At 64.7% G+C, this 17,948-nt stretch carries 12 protein-coding genes; 4 read left to right on the plus strand and 8 right to left on the minus strand.

Annotation, left to right across the window (positions count from 1 at the left end; genetic code table 11):
• Positions 1-36: 36 nt before the first annotated feature.
• Positions 37-1,209: an MFS transporter gene (locus tag IVA93_RS08430; protein ID WP_018454089.1), complete on the plus strand. Its 1,173-nt coding sequence runs from the start codon at positions 37-39 to the stop codon at positions 1,207-1,209.
• 433 nt (positions 1,210-1,642) lie between these two features.
• Entirely contained in the window at positions 1,643-3,910 is a 2,268-nt protein-coding gene (locus IVA93_RS08435; RefSeq protein ID WP_247542057.1) for a cation:proton antiporter domain-containing protein, read from the plus strand.
• Here IVA93_RS08435 and IVA93_RS08440 read toward each other — a convergent pair.
• A complete protein-coding gene (locus IVA93_RS08440) occupies positions 3,907-7,065 on the minus strand; it encodes an efflux RND transporter permease subunit (RefSeq protein ID WP_018454091.1) in 3,159 nt (1,052 codons plus the stop codon). The two genes, IVA93_RS08435 and IVA93_RS08440, sit on opposite strands and share 4 nt — an antisense overlap.
• 24 nt (positions 7,066-7,089) lie before the next feature.
• On the minus strand, positions 7,090-8,283 hold the full coding sequence (locus tag IVA93_RS08445; protein WP_085385343.1) for an efflux RND transporter periplasmic adaptor subunit: 1,194 nt from the start codon (positions 8,281-8,283) through the stop codon (positions 7,090-7,092).
• A 255-nt stretch (positions 8,284-8,538) separates the two neighbouring features.
• Here IVA93_RS08445 and IVA93_RS08450 point away from each other — a divergent pair, with 255 nt between their 5' ends.
• Positions 8,539-9,333, plus strand: a complete 795-nt coding sequence (locus IVA93_RS08450) for an ABC transporter substrate-binding protein (protein ID WP_018454093.1) — start codon at positions 8,539-8,541, stop codon at positions 9,331-9,333.
• Positions 9,334-9,369: 36 nt separating this feature from the next.
• On the opposite strand, the gene IVA93_RS08455 is transcribed toward IVA93_RS08450, so the two are convergent.
• The 4 genes from IVA93_RS08455 to IVA93_RS08470 all read right to left on the minus strand — a co-directional run bounded on the left by IVA93_RS08455 (position 9,370) and on the right by IVA93_RS08470 (position 13,922).
• Complete coding sequence (locus IVA93_RS08455) at positions 9,370-10,545, minus strand: YncE family protein (RefSeq protein ID WP_018454094.1); 1,176 nt, start codon at positions 10,543-10,545, stop codon at positions 9,370-9,372.
• 154 nt (positions 10,546-10,699) lie between these two features.
• On the minus strand, positions 10,700-11,773 hold the full coding sequence (locus IVA93_RS08460) for a hypothetical protein (RefSeq protein ID WP_018454095.1): 1,074 nt from the start codon (positions 11,771-11,773) through the stop codon (positions 10,700-10,702).
• Positions 11,774-11,875: 102 nt separating this feature from the next.
• Complete coding sequence (locus IVA93_RS08465) at positions 11,876-13,366, minus strand: flavin-containing monooxygenase (RefSeq protein WP_247789746.1); 1,491 nt, start codon at positions 13,364-13,366, stop codon at positions 11,876-11,878.
• A gap of 106 nt (positions 13,367-13,472) precedes the next feature.
• Complete coding sequence (locus IVA93_RS08470) at positions 13,473-13,922, minus strand: cupin domain-containing protein (protein WP_018454097.1); 450 nt, start codon at positions 13,920-13,922, stop codon at positions 13,473-13,475.
• A gap of 187 nt (positions 13,923-14,109) precedes the next feature.
• Between IVA93_RS08470 and IVA93_RS08475 the strand changes: the two genes are divergently transcribed.
• Positions 14,110-15,129: an AraC family transcriptional regulator gene (locus tag IVA93_RS08475; protein WP_018454098.1), complete on the plus strand. Its 1,020-nt coding sequence runs from the start codon at positions 14,110-14,112 to the stop codon at positions 15,127-15,129.
• Between the two features lie 176 nt (positions 15,130-15,305).
• Here IVA93_RS08475 and IVA93_RS08480 read toward each other — a convergent pair whose 3' ends face one another.
• The gene (locus tag IVA93_RS08480; RefSeq protein ID WP_039798950.1) at positions 15,306-17,165 is read right to left on the minus strand and encodes an ATP-binding protein; all 1,860 of its coding nucleotides are present in this window, start codon (positions 17,163-17,165) and stop codon (positions 15,306-15,308) included.
• Between the two features lie 142 nt (positions 17,166-17,307).
• Positions 17,308-17,940, minus strand: coding sequence for a cupin domain-containing protein (locus tag IVA93_RS08485; RefSeq protein ID WP_018454100.1), 633 nt, complete (start codon positions 17,938-17,940; stop codon positions 17,308-17,310).
• Positions 17,941-17,948: the final 8 nt, after the last annotated feature.

The following is a 17,948-nucleotide window of genomic DNA, read 5'->3' on the forward strand; positions in this document are numbered from 1 at the left end:
GACATATAACTCATTTCGGAGCAGGAGAGGATTCCCATGAACAGCCCCAGCCGGGTGATCAGTTTCGTCAACGCGGGCCATTTCATCGACCATTACGCGATGCTGATTTTCGCCGCCGCGGTGATCATCATGGGACCGGCGCTCGGCATGGCCTATTCGGAACTCCTGCCTTACGCGACGCCGGGCTTCGTCGCCTTCGGCGCGGGCTCGCTGCTCACCGGCTGGCTCGGCGACCGCTGGAGCCGTCGCCACATGATGCTGATCTTCTTCGTCGGCATCGGCGCCTCCATGATCTCGGTTGGCTTCGTGCAGACCCCGGCCCAACTCGGCGCGGCGCTGTTCGCGATCGGCATTTTTGCCTCGATCTATCATCCCGTCGGCACTGCCATGATCGTCTCCTACGCTGACAGGCTCGGCCGCGAGATGGGCATCAACGGCGTCTGGGGCAATCTCGGCGTCGCTTCGTCGGCGCTGGTCACCGGCGTGATCGGCCAGTATCTCGGCTGGCGCTTCGCCTTCATCGTCCCCGGCATCGTCACCATCCTGATCGGCATCGCGTTCGCGACGATGGTCGTTCACGAGGACCGCAAGGGCTCGAAGCAGGCGGCAGCGCAGGCGCGGGTCGCCAAGCAGGACATGTGGCGCGTGATCCTGTCGCTGCTGATCGTGGTGATCGCGATCTCCACGACGTTCAACGCCGTCACCGTGGCGCTGCCAAAGCTGTTCGCGGAGCGGCTTGCCGATCTCACCAAAAGCCCGGCGCTGCTCGGCGTCATCGCGGCCTGCGTCTACGTGTTCGGCGCGATGACGCAGTATACGATCGGCCGGCTGCTCGACCGCTATTCGCTGAAGACAGTGGCGCTGCCGCTGTCCTTCATGCTGGCGCCGTTCCTGTATCTCGCCGCGAGCCTGTCCAATCTGCCGCTGATCCTGGTCTCGATCGGCATCGTCATGGGCGCGTTCGGACAGGTCACGGTCAACGACGCCATGGTCGGCAAATACACCAGCGAGGAATGGCGCTCGCGCGCCTATGCCGTGCGCTATTTCATCGGCTTCACCGCGGCCGGCGCCTCGGTCGGCCTGGTCGCCTGGCTCTACGAGCAGGGCGGCTTCGTCACCATGCTGCATGCCTTCGCCGCACTCTGCCTGCTCGCGATCGCAGCCGCGATCATTCTCCCGCGCGAGATCAGGACACCGCAGGCGGTGTGAGGGATCGGCGTGAGGCGCGCGCCCGTTTCAATCCCGTCATTGCGAGGAGCGTAGCGACGAAGCAATCCAGAATCTTTCGGCGGACGGATTCTGGATTGCTTCCGCCTTCGCTAAAGGTTCGGCTGTCAAGTCGCCGCGCCCGCAATGACGTGGGAGTGGCGGCGGCTCGCGTAGTCTGCCGATGATGCCATCATGCCAGTGTTTTGCCCGACGGGGCAAGCATTTTCGGCAAAGCGAAATTAGATTTCGGCAAAGACGAAATTTTCTCCAGTCTTTTCAACCTCATCTCTACTGTGCATGGGGTTGTTTTCGCGTTTTTTTTGTTGAGGCCCCTTACCCGCCGCGAAGTCAAGGAACTCCCGTTGCCTGCCGCGGGTTCTATCCCCGTCATCCCGGCACCTCGCCGGGGCAGATGAAGGGGTAAAATTCCTGCATGCAGTGGAGCCTGCTCCGACCGGTCGGCCTTGTCCCCGCGGCGCTTGTCCTCACCACCGTTGCGGCCAGCGCCGAGGGCGGCAAATCGGCCGGTCCCTCGGAATTCCTGCTGGTGGCCCAGATCGTGCTGTTGATCGCGGTCGGCCGCGGTCTCGGCGAGATCATGCAGCGCCTCGGCCAGCCCTCGGTGATCGGCGAATTGCTCGCCGGCATCCTGCTCGGTCCCTCGCTGTTCGGTTGGGTCTGGCCTGACGCACAGCAGGCAATCTTCCCCAAAACGCCCGAGCAGAAAGCGATGATCGACGGCATCGCGCAGTTCGGCATCCTGCTGCTGTTGCTGCTGACCGGCATGGAGACCGACCTCAAGCTGGTCAGGAAGGTCGGCAAGGCCGCGATCGCGATCTCGATTGCCGGCATCCTCGTGCCCTTTGCCTGCGGTTTTGCGCTCGGCGAATTCCTGCCAGATGCGCTGTTGCCGAATCCGCAAGCCCGCCTGGTTGCGTCGCTGTTCATGGGCACGGCGCTGTCAATCTCCTCGGTGAAGATCGTCGCGGTGGTTGTGCGCGAGATGAACTTCATGCGCCGCAATGTCGGCCAGATCATCGTCGCCACCGCCGTCATCGACGACACCATCGGCTGGATCATCATCGCCGTCATCTTCAGCCTCGCTTCGCACGGCGCGCTGGATATCGCCTCGGTGGCGAAAGCTGTGCTGGGCACGCTGGCCTTCCTCGCGATTAGCTTCACCATCGGCCGCCGCATCGTGTTCCAGCTCATTCGATGGGCCAACGACAATCTCGTCAGCACCGCCCCGGTCATCACGGTGATCCTGCTGCTGATGTGCGCGATGGCGCTGGTCACGCATCTGATCGGCGTCCACACCGTGCTCGGTGCCTTCGTCGCCGGCATTCTGGTCGGGGAGTCCCCGATCCTGACGCGGCAGATCGACGAGGGGCTGCGCGGGCTGATCTCGAGCTTCTTCATGCCGGTGTTCTTCGGTTTGGCCGGCCTGAGCGCCGACCTCACGGTGCTGCGCGATCCCCATCTGCTGATGCTCACCGGCCTGCTGGTCGTGATCGCCAGCGTCGGCAAGTTCGGCGGCGCCTTCGTCGGCGGAACCGTGGGCGGGCTGAACACAAGGGAGTCGCTGGCCCTCGCAAGCGGGATGAACGCGCGCGGCTCGACCGAGGTGATCATCGCCACCATCGGTCTTTCGATCGGCGTGCTCAGCCAGAACCTGTTCACGATGATTGTGACCATGGCGATCGTGACCACGATGGCGATGCCGCCGATGCTGCGCGCCGCGCTGGCAAAGCTGCCGATGAACAAGGACGAGCAAGAGCGCCTGGAGCGGGAAGAATTCGAGAAGCGCGGCTTCGTCGCCAATCTCGAACGCCCCTTGCTCGCCGTGGACGAGAGCGTGAACGCCACCTTCGCTGCCCACATCGCCGGCCTGATCGCCGGCATGCGCGGCTTGCCAATCACCGTGCTGCACATCGGCAAGCGCGCCAAGGATCAGGAGAAGGGCCGCGATGAAGAGGAAAGCGCGGAAACCGTGGTGAAGAAGGCCGCCGAGATCGTATCGGCCCATGGCGATGGCGATGTCGGCAGCGTCGACGTCGTCACCCGGGCAAGGCGTGCGGAGCTCGGCGAGTCCATCGCCGACGAAGCGCGCAAGGGCTTCGATCTTCTGGTCATCGGCGTCGACAAGGTTGCTGCCGCCAAGGATCGCTTCGATCGGAGGATCGAGGACATCGCAGCGAAGTTCGAGGGACCGCTCGCGGTCGTGGCGGCCAAGGGCAAGCACCTGAAGCAGCCGACGCCCGAGGCGCTCAACATCCTCGTTCCGGTCTCCGGCAGCGGCGTCTCCAAGCGCGGCGCCGAGGTCGCGGTCGCGCTGGCGCAGGCGGGATCAGGCTCGCTCCGGGTGATCTATGTCGCGACGACGCGCGACAAGGGCGCGCAGCGCGGCGCCTCGCGTGGTCTGAACCAGGAGGCCGGCATCCTGAAGGACGCCAGCGATCTCGCCGCCCGTTACGAGGTCGACATCACCACGACCTTGCGCGCGAACCGGGCGCCTGAAGCGGCGATCCTGCGCGAGATCGAGACCACCGCCGTCGATCTCGTGGTGATGGGGGTCGATCGCATCCAGGCCGATCATCTCTCCTTCGGCGGCGTCGCCGACGCCGTGCTCAGGCAAGCGAAGGTGTCGGTGCTCCTGGTCTCGAGCGGGGAGGCGCGGCCGACGTCCACGGAGAAAGCCTAGGATTTCACTTCGGCCACTGCCACCGCCTTCGGCGTTTTCTTCGACGCACGCCAGTTCTCGAAGCGCTGCACCACCACGAAGAACGCCGGCACGAACAGCACCGCGAGGCAGGTCGAGGCCAGCATGCCCGAGAACACCGTGATGCCGATCGACTTGCGCGCGCTGGCACCGGCGCCGGTCGCGATCACCAGCGGCACCACGCCGAGGATGAAGGCGAACGACGTCATCAGGATCGGGCGGAAGCGGGCGCGCGCAGCTTCGACCGCGGATTCCAGCACCGGCTTGCCATCGCGGCCGTGCAGCTCGAGCCCGACCTCGACGATCAGGATGGCGTTCTTGGCCGACAGCGCGATCAGCAGGATCAGGCCGATCTGGCAATAGAGGTTGTTGTCGATCTTCAGTGCGTTGAGGATCAGCATGGGGCCGAGCAACGACAGCGGCACCGCCAGGATTACCGAGATCGGCGCGTACCAGCTCTCGTACTGGCCGGCGAGCACGAGATAGACCAGCAGCATGGCGAGCCCGAACACCCAGTAGATCTGGTTGGAGACGGCCTTCTCCTGATAGGACATCGCGGTCCATTCGAAGCCGGTGCCCGGCGGCAGCGTCTTGTCCGCGATCTCCTCCATCAGCTTCAGCGACTGGCCAGAGGAGTAGCCCTGCGCCGGCAGGCCGATCACGGTCGACGATGGATAGAGATTGTAGAGGCTGATCAGCGACGGGCCGGTGGCCGGCGTGATCGTGGCAACCGTGCCGATCGGGATCATGTCGCCGTTCGAGTTGCGCACCATCATGTTGGCGATGTCGCGCTCGGTGACGCGGAAGGCGGGATCGGCTTGCGTGTAGACCTGGAACACGCGGCCGAACTTGTTGAACTGGTTGACATAAGACGAGCCGAGATAGGTCGACAGCGCCGCGAACACCTGGTCCGTCGTCACGTGCAGCGTCTGGGTCTTGATGCGGTCGATCTCGACGTTAAATTGCGGAACCGAGGAGCGGAACGAGGACTGGACGCGCTGCAGGGCGCTCTGGCTCTGGCCGTTGGAGACCATCGCGCCCGTGATGGCCTGGAGCTTGGCAAAATCGCTGTTGCCGTCACGCAGTTCGACCTGCATCGAGAAGCCGGCGGCGTTGCCGATGCCCTGGATCGGCGGCGGCGGCAGCACAAGCGTGCGCGCTTCCATGATGGCCGCGAGCTTGTCGTTCAGCCCGTACACCAGCGAACGCAAATCCTCGCCCGGGCCTTTGCGCGCGTCCCAGTCCTTCAGGATGATGTAGGCGACGCCGGCATTGGCAAGGCTGGCGCTGTTGTCCAGCGCGGAGATGCCGGCGATGGTGATGACTTGCTGGACTCCGGGCGTGTCCTTGATCAGCTCGCTCGCTCTGTCGAGCACCTTCTGGGTCCGTTCCAGCGCGGCACCGTCAGGCAGTTGCACGGCAGCGATCAGATAGCCCTGGTCCTCGATCGGCAGGAAGCCGGTCGGCACCCGGGACAGGCCGTAGCCGCCGATCCCGATCAGCACCAGCGCGGGCGCGACAGAGATCGTGCTGTTCCTGCACAGCACGCCGATCAGTCGGATGTAGCCGCGCTCGACGCGGTTGTAGACCGCGTTGAAGCCGCGATAGAAGAAGTTGCGCTGCTCCGGCGGCACCGTCGGCCGCAGCCAGAGAGCGCATTGCGTCGGCTTCAGCGTCGCCGCGTTGATGGCGGACAGAAGCGCGGTCGCCGCGATCACCAGCGCAAATTGCGAATAGATGCGGCCGGTGAGCCCGGCGAGGAACGACGCTGGCAAAAACACCGAGATCAACACCAGCGTGATGCCGACGATCGGCGCGAACAGCTGGTCCATCGCCTTGATCGCGGCGTCATGGCCGTTCATGCCCTGCTCGATGTTGTGGGCCGCGCCTTCCACCACGACGATGGCATCGTCGACGACGATGCCGATCGCTAGCACGATCGCGAACAGCGTCGACATGTTGATGGTGAAGCCGAGCGCGGCCATGGCGGCGAAGGCGCCGATGATGGTCACCGGCACAGTGGTCGCCGGCACCAGCATCGCGCGCCAGTCCTGCAGGAACACCAGGATCACGACCAGCACCAGCAGGCCGGCCTCGATCAGCGTCATGTAGACCTCGTGCACCGAGGCCTGCACGAATTTGGTGGTGTCGAACGGCGTGTCATACTTCATGCCCTGCGGGAAGGCCTTTGCGAGCTGCGCCATCTTCTTCTCGACGGCCTGCTCGACCTGGAGTGCGTTGGCGCCGGGTGACTGGAACACGCCGATGCCGGTGGCAGGCTGCTTGTTGAGCGAGAAGATCTGGCTGTAGGTCTGCGCGCCCAATTCGACCCAGCCGACGTCGCGCACCCGCGTGACGTCGCCGCTGGTGCCTGATTTGACAATGATGTTCTCGAACTCGGTGGTATCGTCGAGCCTGCCGTTGACGTTGAGGGTGTACTGGAACGCCTGACCCGGCGGCGTCGGCGGTGCGCCGACCTGGCCGGCGGAGACCTGCTGGCTCTGCTGCTGGATCGCTTGGATCACGTCCTGCGGCACCAGGCCCCGGACCTGCAGCTTGTTCGGATCGAGCCACACCCGCATCGAATACTGACCGGCGCCGAACACGATGACGTTGCCGACGCCGGGCAGGCGCGAGAGTTCGTCGCGGAGGTTGATGGTGGCGTAGTTGCTCAAATAAAGGCTGTCGAACGTCTTGTCGGGCGAGGTCAGCGTCACGAACAGCAGGATCGACGTCGACCGCTTCTGTACGGTGACGCCCTGGTTCTGCACCGACTGGGGCAATTGCGACAGCGCGCTGGAGACGCGGTTCTGCACCAGCACTTGCGCGAAGTTCAGGTCGGTGCCGATCTTGAAGGTCACGGTCAGCGTATAGGTGCCGTCGGAGCCGCTGTAGGACTGCATGTAGAGCATGTCCTCGACGCCGTTGACCTGTTGTTCGATCGGCAAGGCAACTGTGTCGATCACGGTCTTGGCGCTGGCGCCGGGATAGCGTGTGGTGACCTGCACCGTCGGCGGCACCACGTCGGGATATTGCGCGATCGCGAGGTTGAACAGCGCGACGCCGCCGATCAGGATCATCAGCAGCGCGATGACGTTCGAGAGGACCGGCCGCTCGATGAAGAATTTTGAGATCATGGCCGGCGCTCCTACTTGCAGATCTTACTTGGCAGACGCCTGCGGCTGCTCGATCTTCGTCACCTGCGGGTCGATCTTCTGGCCCGGAATCACCCGCAGCAGTCCCGCGGTCACCACGCGGTCCTCCGGCTTCAAGCCGCTTTCGATCACGCGCAAGCCGTTGTCCACGGGACCGATCTGCACCTTGCGCTGCTCGACAACGTTGTCGCCATTGACGACGAGGAGATAGCGGCCGCCCTGATCGCTGCCGAGCGCGGTGTCGGGCACGAGCAGGGCGTCCTTCTCCTGAGTGAAGGGCACGCGAACGCGGACGAAATAGCCGGGCAGCAGCACCCGCTTGTCGTTGGGGACAAGGCCCCGCACTGCGAGCGTGCCCGTCGACTGGGTGAGGGTCGGGGCGACATAGTCAAGCTTGCCCTCATGCGGATAACCGGCCTCGGTCTGCAAACCGACTTGAATCGGAAATTGCTTCATGTCTGCGGCGGTGAGCCCGCGGCGGGCGGCCTCGGCACGGATGCGCAGCACGTCCTGCTCGTTGACGGTGAAATTCACATAGATCGGGTCCATCGCGACGATGGACGCGAGTTGAGTTGGAGAGGAGACGCCGACGAGTTCGCCGACCGAGACCATGTGAGCGCTGACGATGCCGTCGAAAGGCGCGGTCACGTTGGTGTAGCCGTAGTTGACCTGGGCGAGCTTGGTGTTGGCCTCGGCCTGCTGGAGATTGGCCTGCGCGTTATCGCGCGTCGATGTCGAGGTGTCGAGCGTGGCCTGCGAGACGGCCTGGCGCTGCACCAGCTCAGCCTGCCGTTTGTAGTCGGCTTCCGCCTGCCGGACTGAGGCCTGCGCGCCGGCCTCGGCCGCCCGCGCCTGGTCGAGCTTGAGCTTGTAGGTCTCGGGCTCGATCGTGAACAGCTGGGTGCCCTGCTTGACGAAGGCGCCGTCCTGGTAGTCGATCGATTGCAGGAATCCCTGCACGCGCGCGACGAGATCGACATTCTTGATCGGCGCGGTGTTGCCGGTGGCCTCGACATAACGGGTCACCGGGCGCTGCACAGGCGCGGCGACGTCCACCTTGGGCGGCGGCGGAGCGACGAAACTGTTCTTGTCCTCGCAGCCGGCGAGCGCGGCCACGGCCATCGCGGCGGCCAGTGCCTGCCCGACATGTCTCCACGCTTCGTTGCGCCGTGCGGGAGATGCGGGATTCGCGCAGGTCATTCGGTGGCCCCCGGTTGCTGTCTGTCGAGGCGGGAGGCTACCAACAAATGCCCGGACGTGGAACACCATAGCCATGGCAGTCGTCGGCCTTGCGCTGCGGACCGCGCTGTGGCCTTTGGCAGTTTTGCCATCACAAACCGCTTTTCATCGCGCACCCGATCGACCAGAATTATGTCACAGGCCGAGCGACGGCGCGCGAAGCGGTCGGGACGAACAAGAGAAGAATACAAGAAGAAAAGGTCGGGAGATCATGACATGCCCACGTCGGTCCTTAAGTCGGTCCTTGCCGGCCTCATTCTCGCAGCGGCGGTCGTCATGCCCGCGCTAGGCGATGGACTTAAGGACGAGATCGCACCGACCGGCAAGCTGCGGGTCGCGATTGCGATCAGCCTGGCTGGCGGCGCGTTCTGGTCCACCAAGACCGGAGACGGCTATGCCGGCGTGCCGGTCGATCTCGGCAGGGAGATGGCCGGGCAACTCGGCGTGCCCGTTGAATATGTCGTGTACCAGAATTCAGGGCAGATCACTGACGCGGCATCGAACGGCAACTGGGACGTCACCTGGTTGCCCAAAGATCCTGAGCGCGAGAGCAGGATGATGTTCGGCCCGATCTACGAGGTCGCGGACGCCACCTACATCGTCAAATCAGGCTCGAACGTCACCAATTTCGCCACGCTCGATCAGGTGGGCATCAAGGTCGCGGCCGTGAACGCCACGACCACGATGCGCGGCGCGGCCGCGCATCTGAAGAATGCGAAGGTCACGGGCTATCAGACCTATGACGAGATCTTCGGCCTCCTCAGCAGCGGCCAGATCGATGCGTTTGCGCTGTCGCGCGACCAGCTCAACAAGATGGCGCAGAAGATCCCGGGCACGCGCGTGCTCGACGAGACCTTCAAGAAGACCGTCACGGCGGTCGCTGTACCGCTCGGCCACCCCCAAGCGCTGACCTTCGTCACCAAATTCATGAACGAGGCGGTGACGAATGGCACCTTGCGCAAGGCCTACGACAGCAATGGCCTGAAGGACGCGCCGATCCGCACCGAATAGGACGGCGGCGCAGGATGACTGCGCCGCGCTCCGGCCCTACGGCTCCGCGGTGCGGATGCCCGCGGGGCTCACTTGCATCTTGAGCGTGGATGTCTTGTTCAGCGCCTTGCCATCGAACGAGAAGGCGATCAGCTCGTTTTCGACCATGCACTGGGCCACGACATATTTGGACTCCTTGGACCACACCATGCCCTGGCACCAATGGCCGATCTTCGCTTCCGTCACCGGCGTAAGGTCAGTGCCCGAAATCTTGTAGACCTTGAGCAGGCCGAAATCGTTGAAGAACGGCGACGCCGACGGCTTGTTCGAACCGTTCATGACGGTCACGGCCACGTAGTTGCCGTCCGGGGACATCTTCACGGCTTCCGGCGTCTGCCCGACGGTGACTGTCGTGACGACGCGGATCGGTTTCGCCGTCATGTCGATCAGGCTGATCGAGTCGTTGTCGCCGCTGCTGGCGCCGACATTGCCGACGATGGCGGCGGCGCTGCCGGTGACATCGATGTCGTAGGGGCGGATGCCCGCGGAGAGATCGCGCTTGGCGTACTCGACCTTGCTCCCGTCCACAGTCAGAAGCGAGATCTCGCTGTCTCCGTCGCGCGTGACCAGCGCGGTCGCGCCGTCATGGGAAAAGACCGCGTGGCTGGGGCCTGATTTGGCGTCGCCGAGCTGGATCTTGCCGACGGGCGCAAGCGTGCCCCCGCTGATGGTGAAGACCGAGACCGTTCCTTCGCTGCGGTTCGCAACCAGCGCCAGCGTGCCCGCGCGGTTGATCGAAACGCCGGCAGCGCCCGCGCCGGCTTGCAAGGTCGCCAGTACTTTGGGCGGCGTGGATTTCAGGTCGATGACCGAAAGCTTGTCGTCGGGCACCGTCTTGGTCGGATCCGCGGGATCGAGCTTCATCGCGCCGGTAACGAGGGCGAACGCGCCATCCGGCGCAATTGCCACGCTCGGCGGCGGTCCGACGACGCTGGCCGGGGCGGGCACCTCGCCTAGAAGTTTCAAGGCACCGTCGGTGAAGTCGATGACGCTCACCGTGTCCGGCAGTGGTTGCTTGCGCACCAGGGCGCTGCCGTTCTCGAGCACCATCTTGCCGTCATTGGCCGTGACGACGATCTCGGCGTGCGCGGCGAAATTGGCGAGGCCCGCCAGGGATGTTGAGATCAAAGCACATGCGGCACGGCGCGTGCGCTTGCGAAGAGCGGCTGTCATATGTCCCCCCGAGATTTGTTCTTGTCCGGAGAAGCTAAATGCACCGGGCGCAGGACGCAATGACCAGGTGGCGAGCGTTTGCCTTTGAAGACGCCGACGGACGGCTACAAGGCGGGAGCTAGCCTCTCAGTCGCGTGCCACGCGGCGAGGCCCCTCAGCGTGGCTTGATCTCCGCGTATTTCGCCATCGCCTTCTCGAACTTCCGCTTGAACAGCCACATCGCGCCAAGGATTTCCCGGAAGCTTGCCGAGGTGCGCGCCCGGTCGGCCTGTCCGAATGCGAAGATGCTGTTGTTGCGCAGGTGCTTCATGATCGTCGGACTGGACACCCTGTAGTTCAGGAGATCGCCGGACCTGAGCGCCGCCCGCGTCGGCGTGGGAACGATCTGGATCAGCTCGAACAGCTTCATTTGGTCGATCGGGTCGGGCAGCGTCTTCACGATTCCTGGGATCTCCCGGAAAATATCCGCATGCGCGTTCATCAGGCCGTCGCGCACGTTGGTCCAGTGATTGAAGCGATGATCGGTGCCGCGGGCCCGCGCCTCCTCCTTGTCGTCGCGCGCGCTCAACCCGGGATCGGCGGCCGCGATCTCGCCCTTGATGGCGTCCCATTTCCTATGGCCGTTGCGGTCCTCGGACGGGCCGGTCTGGAAGCTGCCCATATAGGTGTTCGAGCGCCCGTTGCGGACGTTCTGCTTGCCGTTGGTCTCGGCGAAGAACAGCCCCAGACTGATCCGGCCCGCGGCTTCGGCGTGGTCAGGCGCCAACCCCTTGGCGCGTGCGATCGCGACCGCGAGATCCACCACGTCCTTGAACGGTGTCGCCGAGTTCTGCGCGCCGGCCGGCGGCGCTTCCATGATCTCGAACAGCTTTGAGTATTCGTCCACCAGCGGTTCGATGTCGGCATCGAAATAGGCCGGCGGGATCTCGAACTTGTTGGGCCTGCCGGTCCGCGACGGCATGACGTCGGTGAGATCCTTGTAAGCACTGATCACGGCGACGCGTGCCAGATAGAGCGCCTGGCCCGGCAGGTTCGGCAGCGGCTGTTTGGCGTCGATCTGGCGGCGCCGCTCGGAGAGAATCGCTTTGAAATCGCCGAGCGCACGCTCGTAGGTCGCAACCGCCTCCGATTGCCTGGCCGTGAGCGTTTGCGCCAGGCTCGGGACGAAGGTCGCAAGGATCAGCCCAAGCGCCGTTATGACTGCGGCGGCGCGATGTCGTGCTCTCATGGCCGGTTCCCTGGGCCTGTCGATTCGATGGCCAAGGGGATCGTAAGCATCGGAGGCGAGGGCTGGCGAGCGGCAAATCCCACTCGGCCCGAATTCGCGGCCTCACGCCGCTTGGTAATCCGGCACGGAGGCGAGAAACCGCGCATAGGCGTCCGCGTCCGGCGGCCGGAAGTGGCCCGCGAGCCCGCCGCGCTTCTGCTCCTTGGCGCCGATGTCGGCCATCAGCTCGTCGAAGTGACGGTAGTGATAGGGCGCGACGCAGAGGCCGCCATAGACGCCCGCAGCCGGCCGTTCGACCCGCTTGAAGTGCAGCATCATCTCGATGTTGTCGCGCATCTGTTGCGCGGTCGGCTGGCGTGCGAGCTGTCCGTCGGCGTAACGGACCAGCCAGTTGGCGGCGAGGTCGGCGCAGAGCACGGTGCAGAACGAGGAGTTGAAACCGACGAAACCGAGCTCCGGCAGGTCGGGATTGGCGATCAGGCGATAGAGCCGGTACTGCCCATCCGCATCGACCAGTTTTGCCTGGTACGCGGCGGGCAGGAATGGCACGCCGAGCTTGTAGCCGATCGCGAGCACCGCGACATCGGCCGCCACGCGCTCGCCGCCGCTCATCACGATGGTGTCACCGTCGTAATGATCGAAGCTGCCGAACACGGCCTTGATGCGGCCGTCGGCTACCATCGGATGGAAGCCGGGTGTTGCGATCGGCACCGAGCAGTTGACTCCGTCCTCGATCCGCTCCTTCGGCACCATGTTGCATTGCTTCAGCTTGAGCTGCGCCTTCAACAGGCTTTCCAGCCCGCGCCAGTTTGCCCAGACGAACGGTGCTGCGATGCGATGCGCAAGGCGCGACATCGCGCCGATGCCCCAGCCCGGAAACATCTCCTCCTGCGCACGGATGTAGAGGATGCGCTTGAAGTTCACGAGACCGCCGATGAAATAAGGAATGCGCCAGACCGGCTCGCGCATCACGATCGTCACCTCACGCGCGCCCGCTTTCACGGCGTTCACCGCGATGTCGGTTGCCGATTTCGATCCGCCGAGCACGACGACGCGCCGTCCTTTCACCACTTGAGGATCGTTGTATTTCGATGAATGCAGGATCTGCCCGCCCTGTGCTAGAAAGCCGTCTTCGCCTGGGCAGTGCAGCTCCCGCGGCTCGTTGAACTGTCCGGTGCAGACCGCGACGAAGTCGAAATCCTCAGCTGTGCTGGCGCCGCTCTTGTCCGAGAGCGCGAGCGTCCAGCCTGGTCTGCCGTCGGCGCGTCGCGCCATGCCCGACACGCTGGTGTTGAAACGCAGCATACGGTCGAGGCCAAAAATTCGTGCGTAGTTGGCGAGGTAGGCGTGGACTTGCGATCCGGTCGGCCATTCCGGATAGGCTTCGGGCATGGCGCGGTCGGTGTAGCGGTAGAGCTCCTTCGGGCTCTGGGTCTGCACCTCCGGATAGGAGCGCGCCGGCTCCCAGACGCCGGCGAGATCGGCGCTGCGTTCAATGATGGTGACCCGGTGACCGCGGGTCGAGAACGCCTTTGCGGCGGCAAGGCCGGAGACGCCGGCGCCGATCACGCAGACATGCTTTGGGTTGACCATGGGATTGCTCGCGAGCTCGAATGTTCTGGGCACAGCAGGCCGCGTTCGGCCGCGCTGCGCGGCCGCTGGACCTGCGACGAAACAGAAATGGGAGTGGGGCGGCCGCCTAGTCGTTGGCTTCAGGCGGCAGGAAGTCGACCTCGTGCAGGGCCGAGATGCGCACGACCTCGGCGGGGTCGGCCAGATTGTGGAGCTGGTTGAACAGCGCCTCCAGCTTCTGCATCGGCGAGACCCAGAACAGCGCGCGGGCCGGCTTGTCGGACTTGTTGAAATAGCCGTGCGGGATGCCGCGCGGCAGGCGCACGAGATCGCCGGCGTTGGCCTTGACCCATTTGCCGTCGAGCTTGAGGTCGAGCGTGCCCTCCTGCACCAGGATGAATTCGTCCTGGGTCGGATGGATGTGCACTGGCACGAACTGGCCCGGCTCGCTGTTGGTCTCGAAGGCAAAGGTGGAATCGGTGACGGCCTTGGGAAAATAGACCTGGCCCAGAATATTCCAGGTCTTGCCGCCATAGCCCGTGCCGTTCGCGGTAATGCCCTTCTCGAGTGCAGTCATGGCTCGCCTCCATCGTGGATCCCGACGAGGGTGGAGCTTCGGTCAGGCGCGGGCTGCTGTCTATCCGCTAAACCAATCCGGACACGTCCTGTGCCGTGCGGCACGACGTTTTTGCGACAGGGCTCTTTCCGGGGACGGGGAACTATTATAGGTTTAAAATATTCCGTGATGCCAAGCGTGGTCGGCGATGTCCGCAGCCGAGCTGGAAATGAGCACGCCTCGATCCGCGGCCGAAAGGCTCGCGGCTTTCGCCCGCGTCACCACCGACGACGCCGACGAGGCGGCCGAGCAGGTCGGGCGCATCTTCTGCCCGCATGATCTGACGCCGATGCGGAGGTCGGGCTTCTCGGCCAGGCACAATTGTGCCGCCTTCGACGGCTTTTCCATCAACTATGTCGCCTATGGCGGATCCGTCACCATCGATCCCGGCTGCCTCGACCGCTTCTTCCTGGTGCAGATCCCGCTCGCCGGCACGGCCCGTATCCGCGCAGGTACCCGCGAACTCGACACAGCGCCGGAACGGACGGCGTCGCTGTTGTCGCCGACCATCCCGACCCGGATGATCTGGACCGAGTCGGCGCAAGCGATCCTGCTGCTCGACCGCCGCATGGTCGAGCAGCGCGCAGCGGCATTGTCGGGCAGGGCGACCGGCGCGGTCGAGTTCGACCCTACGCTCGACCTGAACGTGCCGGCCGCGCGCGGCCTCGCGGCGAAGCTCGTCGAGCTGATGATGCTCGCCGAAGGTCTCGGACCGTCCGGCAGGCTTTCACCGGTCGCGACCGCGGGCTGGCGCGAGGCGCTGCTTCATTACCTCCTCGACGGCCAGCGGCACGGCCTGTCCGACGCGATCAGAACGTTCTCGGGCCAGGGCGAGCGTCTGCCGCGCGCGCTGCACACTGCGCGGGACTGCCTCGCGGCGAATGCCTGCGAGCCGCTCGACGTTGCGCACCTCGCCTGTGAGTCCGGGATCGGCATCCGCGCGCTACAGCTCGGTTTCCGCCGTCATTTCGGCGTGTCGATCTCGCAGATGCTGCTCGACATGCGCCTCGCCAATCTCCACACCCGGCTCACGCAAGCCGAGCTGGACACTTCGATCACCGAGATCGCCTTCGATCTCGGCTTCACCCATCTCGGCCGCATGGCCGGCGCCTATCGCGAAAAATTCGGCGAGACGCCGTCAGCGACGCTGCGGCGGAAGATGAGCTGATGCGCCGGCGGCTTCCCGATGTCGGTTGGGGAGCGCGCGGCGCGAAGACGCGGCATCATTTGAACGTCGTCGCCTGAGTAACATCGCCCCAGCAATACTGATCGTCGCAGTCTTTTAGCTTGTCGTTGATTGACCATTCAACCATGCCACCCGCGTTGGAATTCGCAGCGGATGGCCTAGGTCTTCCGCGACCTTGTCGCGCCATCGCGTTCAGCCGCCTGCCTGCGCAGAAAGCCTTCGAGATCGGCCTGCACGGAATAGGGCGTCGGGATCGGATCGCCCGCGTCGTCGACAGCGGTGTCGAGAGAGCGGCGCAGCATGCGCGCGAGCTCGGCCTTGCGGTAGGGCTTTGTCAGAAGCGGTGCGCCCTTGGTGGCGCGCCCCTGCGCATGCGGGGCGTCGTAGGCATAGCCCGACGTGAAGAGCACCCGCAGCGAGGGGCGCGATGCCACCATCTCGTCGGCGAGCTCTCGTCCGTTCAAGCTGCCGGCCATCACGATGTCGGTGAAAAGCAGGTCGAAGGGCGTGCCTTCGGCCGCGATGGCCAGTGCCTCGGCTGCATTGGCGGCCGGGATGACCTTGTAGCCGAGGCTTTCGAGCTGAACCGTGACGTACTGGCGGACGTCGCGGTCGTCCTCGACACAAAGAATGGTTTCCGTCCCGCCCACGACCTTGCGCTCGTCATAGCCGGTGGGGCGAAGCGTGCTCGCCTCCGCCTTCGGCAGATAGATCGTGAAAGTCGTGCCGCGTCCTTCTTCGGAAGCGACCTTGATTCCGCCACCGGACTGCTTGATGAATCCGAACACCATGCTGAGCCCGAGCCCGGTGCCCTTCCCGATGTCCTTGGTCGAGAAGAAGGGATCGAAGATCCGCTCCAGAATGGCCGGCGGAATGCCAGTGCCGGTATCGCCTATCTCGATCTCGACATAGTCGCCGGCATAGCCGGCCCCGACCGCCACGGCCTCGCGGACGCCGAACACGACGTTGCGCGTCGTCAACGTCAGTCTGCCGCCGTCCAGCATCGCGTCGCGGGCGTTGATCGCGAGGTTGAGAAGCGCCGAGCTCAATTGGCCGCGATCGACGAGGGCGAGCCAAATGTTGCCGTCGAGCCGGGTCACGATCTCGATCTTCTTGTCGAAGGTTGCCAGCAGCAGCTTTGCGAGCTCTTCGAGCAGCTCGTTGATGTCGCTCTCGGCCGGCTTGAGCGCCTGCTTGCGGGCAAAGGACAACAGGCTCGACGTCAGCGCGGCGCCGCGATCGGCGGCGTCGCTGATCAGCTTGGTGATGGTCGCGAGCGGCGGATTATCCTTCACGGCGTCGGCGAGGATCTCGATCGTGCCCGTGATCACGGTGAGCATGTTGTTGAATTCGTGCGCAATGCCGCCGGTGAGCTGACCGATCGCCTCCATCTTCTGGGCCTGGATCAGCTGCTCCTCGGCGGCGCGCTTCTGGGTGACATCCTTGACGAAATTGTTGATGAGGGTGCGCCCCCCGATGTGGAGCGCCGTGCTGGAGGCCTCGATCAGGATCTCGTCGCCGTCCCGGTGCAGCAGGGTCGCTTCGAACCGGATGCCGATTGGCGTATCCGACAATTCCGGCAGCAGCCGCATCATGCGTTGCCTGAAGCCGTCGCGCAGCGGCTCGGCGATGAGGAGATTGACGACGTCCGTGCCGAGCGCCTCCTTGTGCGTCCATCCCGTCAGGGCCTCGGCCTGAAGGCTCCATTCCAGCACGATGCCGTTCTGGTCGGTCTGAACGAAGGCATCGAGCGCGGTCTTGATGACCGCTTGCGTCATCTGTGCGCTGGCCCGCGCCTGCTCGGTCAGTAGCGCGGCGGCCCGTTTTTCCTGCGCCGTTTCGATCGCGCGCGTGCACAGACGAGCGAGCAGGACCGCAATGGCGCCGCTTGCGAGCATGGCGACGATCTGGGCAATGCCGAACCCGGTTCCGGTCGCGGCATAGGAGACGAGGAGAGCCGCCGCGGTCACGATGACCTGCGCGGCCATCGCGAGTGTCAGAAGCCGCCTGAGTTTCATGGTCTCACACCAACGCGTCAGTGGCAGACCCTCGTGTCCGCCCTGTCAATGACCGGCTCCACGTGAGCTACAGATGTGAGCTACAGATTCCGCGCGGCAGCGTCGAGGGGCAATTTGCGGTGGTGCCGGGCTGGCGGCGCTTTCAACCTGCCGGCGAATCGGTCTGGCGCAGCGTCGTCACCCAGATCACGCGGGCCGTCTGCTGGGTCGGGTTGTCGAACATGTGCGGCACGATGCTCGGAAAGCGAAAGCTGTCGCCGGCGTCGAGCAGATGGGCCTGGTTGTCGAGCCACAGCCGCAGGCTGCCTGAAAGGATGTAGCCCGCCTTCTCGCCGGTGTGCTGCAGGAAGTCGGTGCCGGACGAGGCGCCGGGATTGAGCGTGAGCTCGTAGAATTCGAGCTGGCCTTTGTCTGCCGGCGTCAGCGCTTCCTTGACGACGCCGCTGGCGGTGAGCCGCAGCAGGCGCCGGCCGTTCTTGCGCACGATATAGCGCTGCACGTCGGCGGGATCGGTGGTCTCGAAGAAATAGGAGATGGGAACGTCGAGCGCGATGCTGAGCAGGCGCAGCGTGCGTATCGACGGCATGGCGCGCGCGCGTTCGAGCTGGCTGATCATGCCGTTGGAGAGGCCGGTCTTCTTGGCGACGTCCTGGATCGACAGGCCCGCGCGCTGCCGCAGCAGCCGCACGGTCTCGCCGAGGCGCTGGTCGACGGCATCGTCGGCTTCGGTCGGCGGGGCATCCTTCGGATCGTTGATCTCGCCGCGACCATCCATGTCGCTCT

Origin of the sequence: Bradyrhizobium sp. 155 (assembly GCF_023101105.1) — a bacterium.
Classification (GTDB): domain Bacteria; phylum Pseudomonadota; class Alphaproteobacteria; order Rhizobiales; family Xanthobacteraceae; genus Bradyrhizobium; species Bradyrhizobium canariense_D.

Excerpts from the sequence above, each read along its gene's own strand:
- IVA93_RS08485 (WP_018454100.1), bottom strand. The coding sequence starts at position 17,940 with ATGGATGGTCGCGGCGAGATCAACGATCCGAAGGATGCCCCGCCGACC.
- IVA93_RS08480 (WP_039798950.1), bottom strand. The coding sequence starts at position 17,165 with ATGAAACTCAGGCGGCTTCTGACACTCGCGATGGCCGCGCAGGTCATC.
- IVA93_RS08430 (WP_018454089.1), top strand. The coding sequence starts at position 37 with ATGAACAGCCCCAGCCGGGTGATCAGTTTCGTCAACGCGGGCCATTTC.
- IVA93_RS08450 (WP_018454093.1), top strand. The coding sequence starts at position 8,539 with ATGCCCACGTCGGTCCTTAAGTCGGTCCTTGCCGGCCTCATTCTCGCA.
- IVA93_RS08440 (WP_018454091.1), bottom strand. The coding sequence starts at position 7,065 with ATGATCTCAAAATTCTTCATCGAGCGGCCGGTCCTCTCGAACGTCATC.
- IVA93_RS08470 (WP_018454097.1), bottom strand. The coding sequence starts at position 13,922 with ATGACTGCACTCGAGAAGGGCATTACCGCGAACGGCACGGGCTATGGC.
- IVA93_RS08445 (WP_085385343.1), bottom strand. The coding sequence starts at position 8,283 with ATGACCTGCGCGAATCCCGCATCTCCCGCACGGCGCAACGAAGCGTGG.
- IVA93_RS08435 (WP_247542057.1), top strand. The coding sequence starts at position 1,643 with ATGCAGTGGAGCCTGCTCCGACCGGTCGGCCTTGTCCCCGCGGCGCTT.
- IVA93_RS08475 (WP_018454098.1), top strand. The coding sequence starts at position 14,110 with ATGTCCGCAGCCGAGCTGGAAATGAGCACGCCTCGATCCGCGGCCGAA.
- IVA93_RS08465 (WP_247789746.1), bottom strand. The coding sequence starts at position 13,366 with ATGGTCAACCCAAAGCATGTCTGCGTGATCGGCGCCGGCGTCTCCGGC.
- IVA93_RS08460 (WP_018454095.1), bottom strand. The coding sequence starts at position 11,773 with ATGAGAGCACGACATCGCGCCGCCGCAGTCATAACGGCGCTTGGGCTG.
- IVA93_RS08455 (WP_018454094.1), bottom strand. The coding sequence starts at position 10,545 with ATGACAGCCGCTCTTCGCAAGCGCACGCGCCGTGCCGCATGTGCTTTG.